We start from the raw sequence: 13849 nt of genomic DNA on the forward strand, positions 1-13849 counted from the left end.
TCAGGCGCTCCGCTTGTTCCAATGACGGCGCAGTTCCGCGGTCAGGCCGATCCGGTCATAGCGCCACAGGCTGTTCGGCGACGCGCCGCGCTCCTCGGCGTTCTGGCGCAATCGCAGCACCGTCCCGGCCTCCATCGGCTCGGCCAGGGTGCCGTCGGCCATGATCACCAGATCGGCGGGCGGACCCTCGCCGACCGAATAGACGATCCGGTAGCCCGCGCCCTCGACCAGCGGTGCCAGCACCTGGCGCGTCCATGGGTCCTCGTCCGACAGCAGGCAGACCGGGCGCTGCTCGACTGCCGGCTCGATGCCGAGCCCCTGCGCGAACAGCCAGAAGGCGTCGATGAACTCGACCGGGCGCTCCTCGACCAGCATCACGCCCGAGACGGGCCCCGGAACGGTACTGCGCTGCAGCTCGATCGTGACGGGGACGATATCGATCACGCTGTCGATCGCATAGGCCAGTTCCTCGCCGCCGTCGCGCATGCGCAGGACGCGGATCTTGGCCTCGACGATAGGCGCGCCGCACGACACCAGCGGCACCAGCCGGCCGTCGATGTTGAGGCGCATGCGACCCGCGCTGTTGCTGACCGAGGCCGAGAAGCAGTCCTCGATGCGCTCGACCAGCGCCAGCGGCACGGCGCGCTCGATCCGGTCGAGGTCGCGAAACAGGAGGACGGGCACGGCGCCCTTTTCGGTCTGCTCCTCGTCGGCCTCCTCGGCCGCCGGCTCGACCGCGCTCTTCTCCTCGCGGCGGACACCCGCCTTCTCGGCGACCCCGGCGACGTCCAGCAGCAGCATCGGCCGGCTGTTGTCTGGCAAGGTGGTGCCGCCATAGATGCCGCACGCCATCACGACCGGCGCGGCGGGCTTGACCACCAGTTCCTCATGGTCGTGCACCGCCTCGACCGCCAGCGCATAGCGCGCACCGCCGGACAGCTTGAGCACGACGAGATTGGCCTGCTCGGCCTTTTCGAGGCCCAGCACGGCGCTGAGCGAAACCACCGGCACGCGGGTACCGCGGATGAAGACGATATCGGCACCGCCCAGCGTGCCCATGCGGACCGCATCGCCCCCGATCCGGACGATCTCGTCGATCGCCGAGCGCGGAATGGCGAAATGCTGGCCCCCGGCGCTGATCGTCAGCGCGGGGATGATGGTGAGGGTCAACGGCACGCGCAGGGTCAGTCGCAGGCCCTGGCCAGACCGACTCTCGATATCGACGAGGCCGCCGATCCGCTCGACATTGGCGCGGACGACATCCATGCCGACGCCGCGCCCCGAAATGGCGGTCACCTGCTGCGCGGTCGTGAGGCCCGGCTCGAAGATCAACTCCAGCTTGCGTTCCCAGCTGAGGGTCGCGGCGCGTTCCTGGCTGAGGATGCCGACCGCGACCGCCTTCTGGACCAGCCGGTCGGCATCGATGCCGCGTCCGTCGTCGATCACCTCGATCAGGATCTGGTTACCGACCTGCCGGGCGCTGACGTGGAGGCGGCCGGCCATCGGCTTGCCGGCCAGGATCCGCACCTCGGGCGGCTCGATGCCATGGTCGATCGCGTTGCGGACGATATGGGTCAGCGGATCGCGGATCATCTCGATCATCTCGCGATCGAGCTCGACGTCGCCGCCGTCGATCTCCAGCTGCACCGTCTTGCCGAGTTCGGCCGAGATGTCGCGGACCATGCGGGGCAGCGCTGTGAACAGATGTTCGACCCGGGCCATGCGGGTCCGGGTGATCGCGTCGCGCATCTCGGCGATGCATTGCGACAGCCGCTCGAAGGCGACCTCGGTATTCGATTCGGCGCCGCTCTCGCGCAGGCGGCGGGCCAGTTCGTTGCGCGCCAGCACCATGTCCGACACGCCCGCCATCATCCGGTCGAGCAGGTCGACCGGCAGGCGGATGGTGCGCGAAACCGTGCGCGGCGTGGACGGCGCAGTGGTGGCGACGGGACGATCGGCCACCGCAACGGGCGCTTCGCACGCGATCTGGGCATCGGCTTCCTCCTCGTCGCCCTCCTCGGCGAGCCGGATCGCCTCGAGCGCCTCGGCCAGCGCGACGTCTCCCGCATCGGGACCGGCGGCGGGCGACGCTGCGACCGCCATGTCGGCGCCTGGCTGCAGCGCCGCGATCAGGCGAGGATCGTCCGCGTCGGAAATCAGGCGGCCGTCCTCGATGGCGTCGGTCAGTTCGGCGATGCGGTCGATCACCGCCAGCACGGCGCTAACCAGCGCGGGATCGGGACGGCGGCGATCGGCGCGGACGTCGGCGAGCACATCCTCGGCCGCATGGCTGAGCTTTTCGAGCCGCGGCAGATCGAGGAAGCCGCAGCTTCCCTTCACGGTATGGACGAAGCGGAAGATCGCATCGAGCCGCGAGCGATCGTCGGGCGCGAGTTCCCATGCAACGATCTCGCCCGACAGGGCTTCGAGGGTTTCGCGTGTCTCCGCGACGAAATCGCCGAGCAGATCGTCCATGGCATCTTTCCCGAACCGGTAATTCGATCCGGGTGATGCCCCAACATGGTTAAGGCCGGGTTTACGGCGCCGCGATCATCCGGCCGGCAGCGTCGCCCCGATCATCAGCAGGCCGTCCTCGGGCTGCGAGACCTGCACCGACCCGCCAGACTCGCTGACCAGGATATGGACCAGCCACGCGGCCGCGGCGCGCGGCGAGACGAGATCGGGATCGGCCTGGCCCAGCAGCGCGTTGCGCAATTCGGCGTCGAGCACGACCCGAGGACCTTCGGCACGGATCACGACCTCCCCGCCCTCGGCGGCGATGTCGAGCTGCCCGCCCCGGACCAGCGCATCGCCGGCGATCAGCGCGAGGTTGAGCAGGGTCTTGATCGCGGGTTTGGGCAGCGCGGGGGCGTCCACCATCCAGCCGAGCCGGACCTTGCCGCTGCCATGCAGCCCCTCGATCGCGGCACGGGCCTCGCGCGTGTCGACCAGTTCGCCGAAGCCGCCCGCCGCGCCGAAGGCGAGCCGGTAGAATTTCAGCCGGTTCGCCGTGGTCTGCGCGCTCTCGGCCAGCAACTCCATGCAGCGTTCGCGCATCGCGGGATCGGTCTCGTCGGCGAGAAGCTCGATGCCGTTGTTGAGCGCGCCCACCGGCGACAGCAGATCGTGGCACAGCCGCGAACAGAGCAGGCTCGCGAACTCGGCCGAGCGATTGACCATGGAAACTTCCTTAGCGGGCGAACAGGGGTCGGGTCTTTTGGCAAGCGCGCGACGGTTGCGCAATCAGCGATTGTCAGCCGGAACGATCGTCACGGCCTGGAAACGCCCCCGCCCGTCGGCATACCAGGCGCGCAGTTCCCCGCCGCCGGCGATGATCCAGTAGCTGCCCGGCGCCGCGGCGGCGGCGTCGCGCGCCGAAGGATCGGCCGAACCGCTGGGATGCGAATGATAATGGCCGACCAAGGCGGGGCCCCCCGCCCGGGCCGCGCGGTGCGCCGCGATCAGCGCGGCGGGGTCGACCTCGAAACTGTCGCGTGGATCGGCGGCGACGTTGGCGCATGGCCGCAGCGCCGTGACGGTCGCGCCACGGCCCAGCAGCAGGCCGCAGATTTCGGCATCGGGGGCCGCCGACGCCGCCGACAGGATTTCGTCGAGCGCGGCCCTTGATATCCTCAGTTCCATCGCCACATCGCTACAGGATGACCGGGGGGAAATCGACATTGCATGCCGTGGTGCCGCAGGATGCCGGTGGCTGGCGGCTCGACCGGGCGCTGGCCGTGGCGTTGCCCACCCTGTCGCGCGAGCGGCTGAAGGCGCTGATCTCCTCGGGCCAGGTCACCAATGCCGAGGGCGCGCTCGCCCGCGATCCCGCGATGAAGGTGGCCCCCGGCTCCCTCTTCTCGGTGATCGTCCCCGATCCCACCCCCGCGCATAACGAGGCGCAGGACATTCCGCTCCGCGTCGCGTTCGAGGACGAGCATCTGATCGTCGTCGACAAGCCCGCCGGGCTGGTGGTCCATCCGGCCGCCGGCAATCTGGACGGGACGCTGGTCAACGCCCTGCTTCACCATTGCAGGGGCAGCCTGTCGGGAATCGGTGGGGTCGAACGGCCTGGCATCGTCCATCGCATCGACAAGGATACGTCGGGGCTGATGATCGCCGCCAAGACCGATCCAGCCCATGTCGGCCTGGCCGCGCAGTTCGCCAGGCACAGCATCGACCGCCGCTACAAGGCGATCGTCGCCGGCCTGCCGCGTTTCGCCGAAGGCACGGTCGACGCGCCGCTCGCCCGGTCGAGCACCGACCGGAAGAAGATCGCGATCGTCCGCGACGGTCGCGGCAAGCGTGCCGTGACCCATTATAGCGTGATCGAGCAGCTTCGCGGCGCCGCGCTCGTCGAATGCCGGCTGGAGACCGGCCGCACCCACCAGGTGCGCGTCCATATGGCCTCGCTGGGCCACCCGCTGCTCGGCGACCCAGTCTACGGCCGTGGCCGGCCGGAACATCGCGAACTGCTCAACCGTTTGAAATTCCATCGCCAGGCACTGCACGCGGCCCGGCTGGGCTTCGTCCATCCGGTGACAAGCGAAGCTTTATGTTTCGATAGTGTAATTCCTCAGGATATGCAGGATTTGTTCAGCGAGTTGCGCGTAAAGATGGTATAGATGTTACAGAACGGTACGCCACCGAGTCCCTCGGTGATTCTCCGTATCGACAGGAACAGGGTTGCGGTGCCCCATCGCGGGGTGCCGACTAGGGAGTAAGATGATCATGGCCAGCGGAAAGAACGTGCCCGCCACGATCCCCGCACTGGGCGGGGAGCAGAGCCTCAACCGCTATCTCTCCGAGATCCGGAAGTTTCCGCTGCTGACGGCGGAAGAGGAATATATGCTTGCCAAGCGCTTCCAGGAACATGGCGATCCCGAGGCGGCGACCCGCCTCGTCACCTCGCATCTGCGTCTCGTCGCGAAGATCGCGATGGGGTATCGCGGCTATGGACTGCCGGCGAGCGAGCTGATCTCCGAGGGCAATATCGGCCTGATGCAGGGCGTGAAGAAGTTCGAGCCCGATCGCGGCTTCCGTCTCGCCACCTACGCGATGTGGTGGATCAAGGCTTCGATCCAGGAATATATCCTGCGGTCGTGGAGCCTCGTGAAGATGGGCACCACCGCGGCGCAGAAGAAGCTGTTCTTCAACCTGCGGCGGATGAAGTCGCAGCTTGAGGCGTTCGAGGACGGCGATCTCAAGCCCGAAGACCTCAAGAAGATCGCCACCGACCTCGGCGTGACCGAGGAAGAGGTGACGAGCATGAACCGTCGCATGGCGATGGGCGGCGACGCGTCGCTCAACGTCTCGATGAACGAGGACGGCGAGGGCGAGTGGCAGGACATGCTGGTCGATCAGGGCCAGCTCCAGGACGAGCGGCTGGCCGAGGTCGAGGAGCGCAGCGTCCGCCACAACATGCTCAACGAGGCGCTGGCGGCGCTCAACGATCGGGAGAAGCATATCCTCGTCGAACGGCGGCTGGTCGACGAGCCCAAGACGCTCGAGGAACTGAGCCAAGTCTATGGCGTCAGCCGCGAGCGGGTCCGCCAGATCGAGGTCCGCGCCTTCGACAAGCTGCAGAAGGCGATGATGCGGATCGCCGGCGAGAAGCGGCTCCTGCCCGCGATGTGATCCAAAAAGGGGGGCGTCTCGCGACGTCCCCCTTCTTTCTCTTCAATACGGCGAATCCTTTGCCCCGAGCGACGCGTCTGGATCGCTCCAAACCGCCTCAGAAGCGCCGGGACACCCCGACATATAGCTCTACGTCCGCCGCATGGCGAAGACCGCCATTGGCACCGAGGTCGAATTGCAGATCCTCGCGCGGTTGCCACGCCAGCGACAGGCCGGCGAGCTGCCTGCTCTCATGCCCCGACGGATCGCGATCGCGCACGAATTGATATTCGGCGGTCGCAGTCAACGCTGCGCCAACCCTGGTTTCCAGCCCGGCCACGCCGCCATAGGCCAGGTGGCGCCCCTTCCCGTCCGCATCCACCGCCGCATCGCCTTCGGGCACCAGCTCGATACTGAAGCGATCGTCGATCTCATAGGATAGCGGCACCCGCAGGCCCGCGCCCCAATCCCCTGCGCCGATCGGTTCGCGGCCCACGGGCAGGGTGGCGAAGGGCATCAGCGCGAGCGAGAACCCCGAACCGTCGGGGTGGAGGAGGTTGCGCCGGACCGCGACCATCACGTCGCCGGAGCCGCTGTCCTTCGACCGTGCGCCGGTCAGCCGGTCGCGCTCGATCTCGCGGCCATAGCCCGTCCAACCAAGCTGCAGCTCGGCATGGTCGGCGATCCCGTAGCGGACGATCAGGTCCCCGATCAGCAGCGTGTCGTCGCGCTCGGCCGTGCTCCGATCGAGCGACCAGTCGGCCAGCCCGACCTCGATGGAGACATGGCCGCGATCGATCGTGCAGCTCGGCGTGCCGAGCCCGGGACGGTCAGGGCAATAATCGCGCGCGGCGGCAGCGGCGGCCGACAGCGTGCAGGCGGCGATTCCGGCAAGGATGCGGTGAAACATGACGAAAGCCTAATCTGTGACATGCGCCACTGACAGCGTGAAATCGCCCTGATACGATGATCGCATGACGGGGGACATGAAGGGGGACCCGCGGCCACGCTCGACGGGTGGTTCGGCGGCGGTTGCACTGGCGATCATCATCACGGCGCTGGCGGCGTGTGCGCTGCTCGGCGGGCCTACGCTCGACGATCACTGGACCCTCTATCTCTCGGACATGTCGCGCGGCCTGAACAAACTCGCCGCCGAGCGCTGGATTCGGGACATCCGCCCGCCGATCTTCGACGGCTGGGCCACGCTGCTCGCCATGGTAGGAATCCAGTCCATCCCGCTCGGTCGGCTGGTCTCGTCGTTGCCGGCCATCGGCATCCTGGTCTTCGCGGTCCGCTGCTTCTCGAAGCGGCTGCCCGACCAGAGGGCCTTCTATACCATCTTCCTGCTGCTCACGCTCTCGACGCCTGCCACCGCGCGGGCTTTCGCCGTGTATCGAGGCGATTTCTGGCAGCTCGCGGCCTTCTCGATCCAGATCCTGCTCGCCCGGCACATCATATTCGCCGAACGCGACTACCGCAGCAAGGTCGACGCAAAGCTGGCCATGATCGCCCTGCCCGCGACGATCGCGGCCATGACCCTCGATTATGGCGGCGCGCTGTTCGGCGGCATCATCGCCATGGCGTCGATCCTCAGCGCCATCGCGCGCGGCTTCAAGCGCTGGGCCCGTTCGCTGATGATCGCGATGGCGGTAGCGATCGCGGCGGTGATCGCGATGATCTCCTGGCAGGCCACGTCCTGGACCGCGACCTTCGACCTGTACCAGAACTGGATCGAGATGGGATATGGCTCGGCCGGGGCGATCCTCGGCGCGCTGCTGTTCGGCACCGTGATACAGAACCCCGTGGCGATCGCCGGCGCCTATCTCGGCCGCGAACGCTGGAATCGCGGCGACAGCGGCTTCGTGATCCTGATCTGCGCCGCGTTGATCGCGGCGATGGTCGCGATCGCGCAGATCGACGCGCAGCGCCGCCTGATCACCTTGAGCAACACCGCCGACATCGCGGTGCTTGTGACCGCATTGATGGCGACGGCGGGCGCCAAGATTGCCGACCGGAAGATGTGGATGGTGGCGATCTCGGCGGTGGCGGTGCTGTCGGTGATCGTGTCGGCGACGGTCAACGGACTGGGAAGCGGCTGGCAGTTGGCCGCCAAGCGCATTTCGCGGATCGTGGCGGCCTGCCCGCAGACGCAGGTCTTCGCCGCGTCGGGCTGGCGGCTGAAGGACGGCAGCAAGTCGCGCGCCGCGCAGCGCGAAGAGCCGGTCTTCGCACTCGGCTACAAGCTGCTGGCAAGGAGCTACGGCTTCACCGCGATCGTCATCCCGCGCGATCGACCGGCAACGGCCGCCGCCGGGCCTTGCCCGGTCCTGCTATGGATCGAACGGGTGCCGCACGACACACCGGTAAAAGCTGCTGAGGCGTTGAAGGCCTCAGGCCTCCGCGGGCTGGAGAAAGCGCGCCTGAGCCTGATCCGGACCGAAACCGGTCTTATCGTTCGCGCCGACCGTTGATAAACGGTCTGTCATGGCCAAACAGACCTTCACCCGCCGCGCCCTTCGCTGGACCATCCGCGCGCTCTTCGTCTTCGTCATCGGCTCGGTGCTATGGGTGGGCGTCTATCGCTTCGTGCAGCCGCCCGTCACCGTTACGATGATCGCCAATGCCGTGGACGGACGCGGGATCGCCAAGGACTGGATGTCGATCGACGAAATGTCGCCGAACATGCCGCTCGCCGCGATCGCCGCCGAGGACGGCAATTTCTGTTCGCACCACGGCTTCGACTTCAAGGCGATCCAAAATGCCATGAAGAGCAATTTCGAAGGCGACCGGAGGATCCGGGGCGGCTCGACGATCAGTCAGCAGACCGCGAAGAACGCCTTCCTGTGGCAGAATGGCGGCTATTTCCGCAAAGGCCTCGAAGCCTGGTTCACCGTGCTGATCGAACTGCTCTGGTCGAAGAAGCGGATCATGGAGGTATATCTCAATCTCGCCGAGACCGGGATCGGGACCTATGGCGCCAATGCCGGGGCGATGCGCTACTTCCATCACGACGCTTCGCGCCTCAGCCGCGCCGAGGCCGCCCGGATCGCCGCGGTGCTGCCGCTGCCCAAGAAGCGCGATGCGATTTCCCCGACCGGCTTCACCCGCCGCTATGGCGACCGCATTGCCCGGCGGATCGGCCAGGTGCAGCGCTATGGCTTCGCGAGCTGCGTGAAGTAGGCAACAGCGTCATGCCAGCCCCGGCTGGCCTCTCAGGAGATGGCCGACCGCCCTGTCTCACGAGCCCCCGGCCTTCGCTGGCGAGACGTGCGAGAGGCTGGATCAGCTGAACGGCATCTTGAAACCGGGGGGGATCGGCAGGCCCTGGGTCAGCTTCGCCATCTCGGCATTGGAGGCCGCGTCGGCCTTGGTGCGGCAATCGTTGATCGCGGCGGCGATCAGATCCTCCAGCATCGCCTTTTCCGACAGGTCCATCAGCGAATCGTCGATCGAGACGCCGAGAATGCGGCCCTTGGCCGTCGCACGGATCCTGACCAGGCCGCCACCCGACGCGCCCTCGACCTCGATCGTGTCGAGGACCGTCTGGGCCTGTTCCATTTGCGTCTGGATCGTCTGCGCGGCGTTCTGCGCGGCGGCGATCATTTCTTCCAGGCTTTTCATGATGCGAGACTCCGTCTTTCGGGAACGCTGTATTCGACCAGCTCTGCTTCCGGAAAGGCTTCCAGAGCCGCCTTGACCAGCGGGGATTCGAGAATGGCGACGCGCGCCGCATCCTCCTCGGCGCGTATGCGCGCGAGCAGCGATGGCTCGCCCGCCTCGTCGGTCAGGCCGACCGACCAGGTCCGGCCGGTGCGGCGCTTGAGGATATTGGCGACGTCGCCGACGAAGCCCTGCGGCAGCCGTTGGTGGCGCGAGATCAGCAGATCCGCACCCTCCAGGCGAACGATCGCCGCATAATCATGGAAGAGCTGGGCGAGCAGCGCATTTTCCGACAGCAGCAGCTCGTGGATCTCCGCGCCGCTGGCGGGCAGCGGCGGTACAGCGGGCTCGGCCTCCGGAGCCGGCATGGCGACGACGGCGGGCGGTGGCGCCTGGACGGCGACGGACACGGTTTCGACGGCGACAGGCGCGGCGACGGGTGCGGCTTGGACGGCGACGGGTGCGGGAGCCGCCATCAGCGCGTGCTGCGTTTCGGCAGCCGGCTGCGGTGCCGGCGCAGCGGGCAGGCCGAGGTCGCCGGAGGCCAGCCTGCGGGCCAGTTCGCCCGGATCGGGAAGCTGGCTGGCATGGACGACGCGGAGCAGCGCCATCTCCGCCGCCTCGATCGGCATGGCCGCGGTCTGGACTTCGCCATGGCCCTTGAGCAGCAACTGCCATAGCCGGTGCAGCGTGGCGAAGCCGAGCTTGCCGGCCCATTCGCCATAGGCTTCGCGCTCTTCGGCAGACAGCGCGGGATCGTCGGTTCCGGCCACCTTGGCGCGGGTGACGGCATGGCAGGCCTCGAGCAGCCCGTGCAGCATCGCCACCGGCTCGACACCGAGGTCATATTGCCCCCGGATGCTGGTCAACACGGCGTTCGCATCGCCCTTCAGCAGTTCGCCGAACAGGCGCCGCACCGCGCCGCGATCCGACAGGCCGAGCATGTCGCGGACCTGCTGCGCCTCGACCCGACCCGATCCGTGCGCGATCGCCTGGTCGAGGATCGACAGGCCGTCGCGCGCAGATCCCTCGGCCGCGCGGGCGATCAGCGCCAGCGCCTCCGGGTCGGCCTCGACGCCCTCGGCGGCGACGACGTTGGTGAAATGCGCGGCCAGCTTGTCGGCGGTGATCCGACGCAGGTCGAAGCGCTGGCAGCGCGACAGCACGGTGATCGGGACCTTGTTCACCTCGGTCGTGGCGAACAGGAATTTCACATGTGCCGGCGGTTCCTCGAGCGTCTTGAGCAGGCCGTTGAAGGCCGACTTCGACAGCATGTGGACTTCGTCGATGATGTAGATCTTGTAGCGCGCCGAGACCGAGGCGTAACGCACCGCCTCGATGATCTCGCGGACGTCGTCGATGCTGGTGTGGCTGGCGGCGTCCATCTCGACCACGTCGATGTGGCGCCCCTCGGCGATCGCGACGCAGGGCTCGCAGACCCCGCAGGGATCGATGGTCGGGCCACCCTGACCGTCCGCGCCGATGCAGTTGAGCGCCTTCGCGATCAGCCGCGCGGTCGAGGTCTTGCCCACCCCGCGCACGCCGGTCAGCAGGAAGGCGTGCGCCAGCCGCCCACGCCGGATCGCGTTGGCGAGGGTCGTCACCATCGCGTCCTGGCCGATCAGTTCGTTGAAATTCTGCGGCCGGTATTTGCGCGCGAGGACGCGATAGGGTGTCGGGGATTCGGACATGGGTGGAGCTTACCGGGGCAGGCCTCGATTGTCGTCGGCGATTTTTTCGAGGTGGGAGCCGGAACGACCCGATACGAAATCGTTGCGGCTGCTTCCTTCCGGACCTGACCGGGTTGGCGACGGCACCGTCCGCCCGACTCCCGCGGCGCATATGGGGGAAGCACGGCGGGGATGCAAGCCCACCGGCCAACCCTCGTCGTCCCCGCGAAATCGAAAGCGTTGCGTAACTCCTCGTCATTCCGGCGAGAGCCGGAATCTCATTGACCTTGGGCATGCGGGCAAGGCGCATCTCCTGGAAAATAAGGGAGATCCTGACTTTCGTCAGGCTGACGGTGGCAAGGGCCCTACCGCCCCTGCATGTTCCGCGCGCCCGCCGGCATCCGCACCGTGAGCCTGTCGAGCGCTTCGGTCAGGTGGACCTGGCAGGCCAGCCGCGAGAAGCGGGTGACGTGGCTGGCGAGGTCGAGCAGATCCTCCTCCATCTCCGATGCCCGCGGCAGCTTGGGGAAGTCGGCGGGGTCGATGACGACATGGCAGGTCGAGCAGGCCATCTGCCCTTCGCACGTTCCTTCGAGCGGCTGGCCGTCGGCCTGGGCGACCTCGAGCAGGCGCTGGCCGGGCGCAGCCTCGACCTCGCTGCGCCGCTCGCCGTCGGCGGAAAGGAAGATGACCCTCGTCATGCCGCCCACATACGCTGCCTGGCGGCGGCGTCGAGGATCATCGTTGCGGCGCGATCGATGTCCTCCTCGGTCGTATAGCGGCCGAAGCCGAGGCGGATGCTCGACCGCGCCTGCGCATCGACAAGCCCGATCGCCTTGAGGACGTGGCTCGGCCGTCCGGAGCCGCTGGCGCAGGCCGAGCCGGCCGAAAAGGCCAGCTCGCGCAGGTCGGAGATAAGCCGCGCGCTGTCGAGGCCCTCCCGCCGGACGTTGAGATTGCCGCGCCAGCGATGCTCGACCGATCCGTTGATCCGCCATTCCGGCCCGAGCCGTCGGGTCGCGATCAGCCACAGCCGCTCGACATGGGCGGCGTCCGCCGCGCCCTGTTGCGCCATCAGCGCCGCGGCGGCGCCGAAACCCGCGCAGAGCATCGGCGCCAGCGTACCCGAACGGCCCGGCGTCTCCTGCCCGCCGCCATGGAGCAGCGGCTCGAGGCTCACGCCGTCGCGGATCCAGAGCGCGCCCACTCCCTTGGGTCCATGGATCTTGTGCGCGGAGATCGCCATCAGGTCGCAGCCGGGCGGGGTCGCGACCCGGCCATAGCCCTGCACCGCGTCGCACAGGAACAGCGCGCCCGCCTCATGCGCCATGGCGGCGAGCGGCTCTACCGGCTGGATCACGCCGATCTCGTTGTTGACGAGCATGACCGCGACGAGTCCGGTGCCGGGCGTGATCGCCTGCCGGGCCTGCGCCAAGTCTACCAAGCCATCACCGTCCACCGGCACTATCCGGATCTCGCGCCCCGCCTGGCCGGCGGCGCGGGCGCTGTCGAGCACCGCGGCATGTTCGGTCGCGACGGTGACGATCGGTCCCCGGCTGCCCTTGATCGCCCAGTTGAGCGCCTCGGTCGCGCCGCTGGTGAAGGCCAGGCGCCCGCCTTCGGGCAACAGCGAGGCCACCTGCCCACGCGCCACCTCGACCGCCGCCGCCGCCTCGCGGCCCATCCGGTGCGGCGAATGGGGATTGCCGAACCTTTCATCGAGAAACGGCAGCATCGCCGCGCGCGCCTCGGGCGCCAGCGGGGTGGTCGCCTGATAGTCGAGGTAGATCATGCGGCGCGGGCCCTCGCCGAGCGCGCGATCGCCTGCCACTCGGCGGCCACCCGGTCGATGTCGGCCTCGCTCGTGTCGCGGCCGAAGCTGATGCGGACCACCTCGCGGGCCGCCTCCTCTTCCCAGCCCATCGCCGCCAGCACATGGCTGGGCTTGAGGCTGCCCGACGAGCAGGCGCTGCCCGCCGACACCGCGATGCCGGCCATGTCGAAGCGGATGAGCTGTGCGGTCGCGGCCACCCCCGGCATCCGATAACTGGCGATCGTCGGCAGCCGTTCGCGCGTGCCCGCGACGACGGTGCCGCCCGCCGCCGCGATTGCCGCGTCGAGCCGGGCGCGCAACCCCGCCGCGCGGTCGATCCATCCGGCGCCGGCCTCGATAGCCGCCGCGAAGCCCAGAACGGCGGGGAGATTCTCGGTCCCCCCGCGATAGCCTTGCTCCTGCCCGCCGCTCGGCGCCAGGGTCGAGAGGTCGCGGATCAGCAGCGCGCCGATTCCCGGTGGGCCGCCCAGCTTGTGCGCCGACAGCGCAATGAAATCGGCGTCGGGAAGCGCCATCTTGCCGGCGCTCTGCGCGCAGTCGGCCAGCAGCAGCCCGCCGCCCGCGCGCACCTCCGCGGCGAGCGAATCGAGCGGTTGGATCACCCCGGTCTCGTTGTTGACCGCCTGGACCGCGACAAGCGCTCCCCGCGCCGCCTCGGGCAGCGCGCCGGCCAGCCCATCGGAAGCGACCGGCAGGACCGTGGCCCCGGACGCCGCGCGGCGCACCGCGTCATGCTCGACCGCCGAGACGAAGCGCCGCTCGGCCTTCGCCCGGCGCAGCACGATCTCGATCGCCTCGGTCGCGCCGCTGGTGAAGATGATCGCGCCGTCATGGCCGAGCGCCCGGCCGATCCGCGCGCGCGCATCCTCCAGCGCGGCCCGCGCCGCACGTCCCTCGGCATGGGGCGAGGACGGGTTGGCCCAGCGATCCAGCGCCTGCGCCATCGCCACGCGCGCGGCGGGGCACAGCGGGGTCGTGGCGGCATGGTCGAGATAGAGTCGCGGGGTAGTCAAGCGGCGACATGCTCCATTTGATTGCGCCCGATGGGCCCCGCCCTATATAGGCTTTC

At 68.4% G+C, this 13849-nt stretch carries 13 protein-coding genes and 1 other RNA gene; 4 read left to right on the forward strand and 10 right to left on the reverse strand.

What is annotated here, in order from left to right:
- The 3 genes from ASE22_RS12320 to ASE22_RS12330 form a co-directional block, all read right to left on the reverse strand.
- On the reverse strand, positions 1 to 2475 hold the full coding sequence (locus ASE22_RS12320) for a chemotaxis protein CheA (RefSeq protein WP_056359559.1): 2475 nt from the start codon (positions 2473 to 2475) through the stop codon (positions 1 to 3).
- A 75-nt stretch (positions 2476 to 2550) separates the two neighbouring features.
- Positions 2551 to 3180, reverse strand: a complete 630-nt coding sequence (locus ASE22_RS12325) for a histidine phosphotransferase family protein (protein ID WP_056359562.1) — start codon at positions 3178 to 3180, stop codon at positions 2551 to 2553.
- A 63-nt stretch (positions 3181 to 3243) separates the two neighbouring features.
- Complete coding sequence (locus ASE22_RS12330; RefSeq protein WP_056359565.1) at positions 3244 to 3642, reverse strand: Mov34/MPN/PAD-1 family protein; 399 nt, start codon at positions 3640 to 3642, stop codon at positions 3244 to 3246.
- 17 nt (positions 3643 to 3659) lie between these two features.
- Between ASE22_RS12330 and ASE22_RS12335 the strand changes: the two genes are divergently transcribed.
- Together ASE22_RS12335 and rpoH are read left to right on the forward strand one after the other, a co-directional pair.
- A complete protein-coding gene (locus ASE22_RS12335; RefSeq protein WP_056359569.1) occupies positions 3660 to 4625 on the forward strand; it encodes an RluA family pseudouridine synthase in 966 nt (321 codons plus the stop codon).
- Between the two features lie 106 nt (positions 4626 to 4731).
- Entirely contained in the window at positions 4732 to 5637 is a 906-nt protein-coding gene (rpoH, locus tag ASE22_RS12340) for an RNA polymerase sigma factor RpoH (RefSeq protein WP_056361149.1), read from the forward strand.
- A gap of 97 nt (positions 5638 to 5734) precedes the next feature.
- On the opposite strand, the gene ASE22_RS12345 is transcribed toward rpoH, so the two are convergent.
- Positions 5735 to 6526 carry a transporter gene (locus ASE22_RS12345; RefSeq protein ID WP_056359574.1) on the reverse strand — a complete coding sequence of 264 codons (792 nt, stop codon included), beginning with the start codon at positions 6524 to 6526 and terminating at the stop codon, positions 5735 to 5737.
- Positions 6527 to 6602: 76 nt separating this feature from the next.
- Between ASE22_RS12345 and ASE22_RS12350 the strand changes: the two genes are divergently transcribed.
- Entirely contained in the window at positions 6603 to 8087 is a 1485-nt protein-coding gene (locus tag ASE22_RS12350; protein WP_235537464.1) for a hypothetical protein, read from the forward strand.
- Between the two features lie 13 nt (positions 8088 to 8100).
- Positions 8101 to 8796, forward strand: coding sequence for a monofunctional biosynthetic peptidoglycan transglycosylase (mtgA, locus tag ASE22_RS12355; protein ID WP_056359580.1), 696 nt, complete (start codon positions 8101 to 8103; stop codon positions 8794 to 8796).
- Positions 8797 to 8898: 102 nt separating this feature from the next.
- Here mtgA and ASE22_RS12360 read toward each other — a convergent pair whose 3' ends face one another.
- From ASE22_RS12360 to ASE22_RS12380, 6 genes are all read right to left on the reverse strand, one after another.
- Positions 8899 to 9237 carry a YbaB/EbfC family nucleoid-associated protein gene (locus ASE22_RS12360; RefSeq protein WP_056359583.1) on the reverse strand — a complete coding sequence of 113 codons (339 nt, stop codon included), beginning with the start codon at positions 9235 to 9237 and terminating at the stop codon, positions 8899 to 8901.
- Positions 9234 to 10967, reverse strand: a complete 1734-nt coding sequence (locus ASE22_RS12365; protein WP_056359585.1) for a DNA polymerase III subunit gamma/tau — start codon at positions 10965 to 10967, stop codon at positions 9234 to 9236. Before ASE22_RS12365 ends, ASE22_RS12360 begins: the two co-directional genes overlap by 4 nt.
- Before the next feature lie 47 nt (positions 10968 to 11014).
- An RNA gene (gene ffs, locus ASE22_RS26205) (signal recognition particle sRNA small type) lies at positions 11015 to 11112 on the reverse strand.
- Between the two features lie 199 nt (positions 11113 to 11311).
- Positions 11312 to 11647: a 2Fe-2S iron-sulfur cluster-binding protein gene (locus tag ASE22_RS12370; protein WP_056361152.1), complete on the reverse strand. Its 336-nt coding sequence runs from the start codon at positions 11645 to 11647 to the stop codon at positions 11312 to 11314.
- Positions 11644 to 12738: a cysteine desulfurase family protein gene (locus ASE22_RS12375; RefSeq protein ID WP_056361155.1), complete on the reverse strand. Its 1095-nt coding sequence runs from the start codon at positions 12736 to 12738 to the stop codon at positions 11644 to 11646. The genes ASE22_RS12370 and ASE22_RS12375 overlap by 4 nt, the downstream gene beginning before the upstream one ends.
- On the reverse strand, positions 12735 to 13793 hold the full coding sequence (locus tag ASE22_RS12380; RefSeq protein ID WP_056359588.1) for a cysteine desulfurase family protein: 1059 nt from the start codon (positions 13791 to 13793) through the stop codon (positions 12735 to 12737). Before ASE22_RS12380 ends, ASE22_RS12375 begins: the two co-directional genes overlap by 4 nt.
- Between the last annotated feature and the right edge of the window lie 56 nt (positions 13794 to 13849).

It is taken from the genome of Sphingomonas sp. Root720, from assembly GCF_001428605.1.
GTDB lineage: Bacteria > Pseudomonadota > Alphaproteobacteria > Sphingomonadales > Sphingomonadaceae > Rhizorhabdus.

Bases quoted from the DNA above. Each gene is read 5' to 3' on its own strand.
- ASE22_RS12320 (WP_056359559.1), bottom strand. From the start codon at position 2,475: ATGGACGATCTGCTCGGCGATTTCGTCGCGGAGACACGCGAAACCCTC.
- ASE22_RS12325 (WP_056359562.1), bottom strand. From the start codon at position 3,180: ATGGTCAATCGCTCGGCCGAGTTCGCGAGCCTGCTCTGTTCGCGGCTG.
- ASE22_RS12330 (WP_056359565.1), bottom strand. From the start codon at position 3,642: ATGGAACTGAGGATATCAAGGGCCGCGCTCGACGAAATCCTGTCGGCG.
- ASE22_RS12335 (WP_056359569.1), top strand. From the start codon at position 3,660: ATGACCGGGGGGAAATCGACATTGCATGCCGTGGTGCCGCAGGATGCC.
- rpoH (WP_056361149.1), top strand. From the start codon at position 4,732: ATGGCCAGCGGAAAGAACGTGCCCGCCACGATCCCCGCACTGGGCGGG.
- ASE22_RS12345 (WP_056359574.1), bottom strand. From the start codon at position 6,526: ATGTTTCACCGCATCCTTGCCGGAATCGCCGCCTGCACGCTGTCGGCC.
- ASE22_RS12350 (WP_235537464.1), top strand. From the start codon at position 6,603: ATGAAGGGGGACCCGCGGCCACGCTCGACGGGTGGTTCGGCGGCGGTT.
- mtgA (WP_056359580.1), top strand. From the start codon at position 8,101: ATGGCCAAACAGACCTTCACCCGCCGCGCCCTTCGCTGGACCATCCGC.
- ASE22_RS12360 (WP_056359583.1), bottom strand. From the start codon at position 9,237: ATGAAAAGCCTGGAAGAAATGATCGCCGCCGCGCAGAACGCCGCGCAG.
- ASE22_RS12365 (WP_056359585.1), bottom strand. From the start codon at position 10,967: ATGTCCGAATCCCCGACACCCTATCGCGTCCTCGCGCGCAAATACCGG.
- ASE22_RS12370 (WP_056361152.1), bottom strand. From the start codon at position 11,647: ATGACGAGGGTCATCTTCCTTTCCGCCGACGGCGAGCGGCGCAGCGAG.
- ASE22_RS12375 (WP_056361155.1), bottom strand. From the start codon at position 12,738: ATGATCTACCTCGACTATCAGGCGACCACCCCGCTGGCGCCCGAGGCG.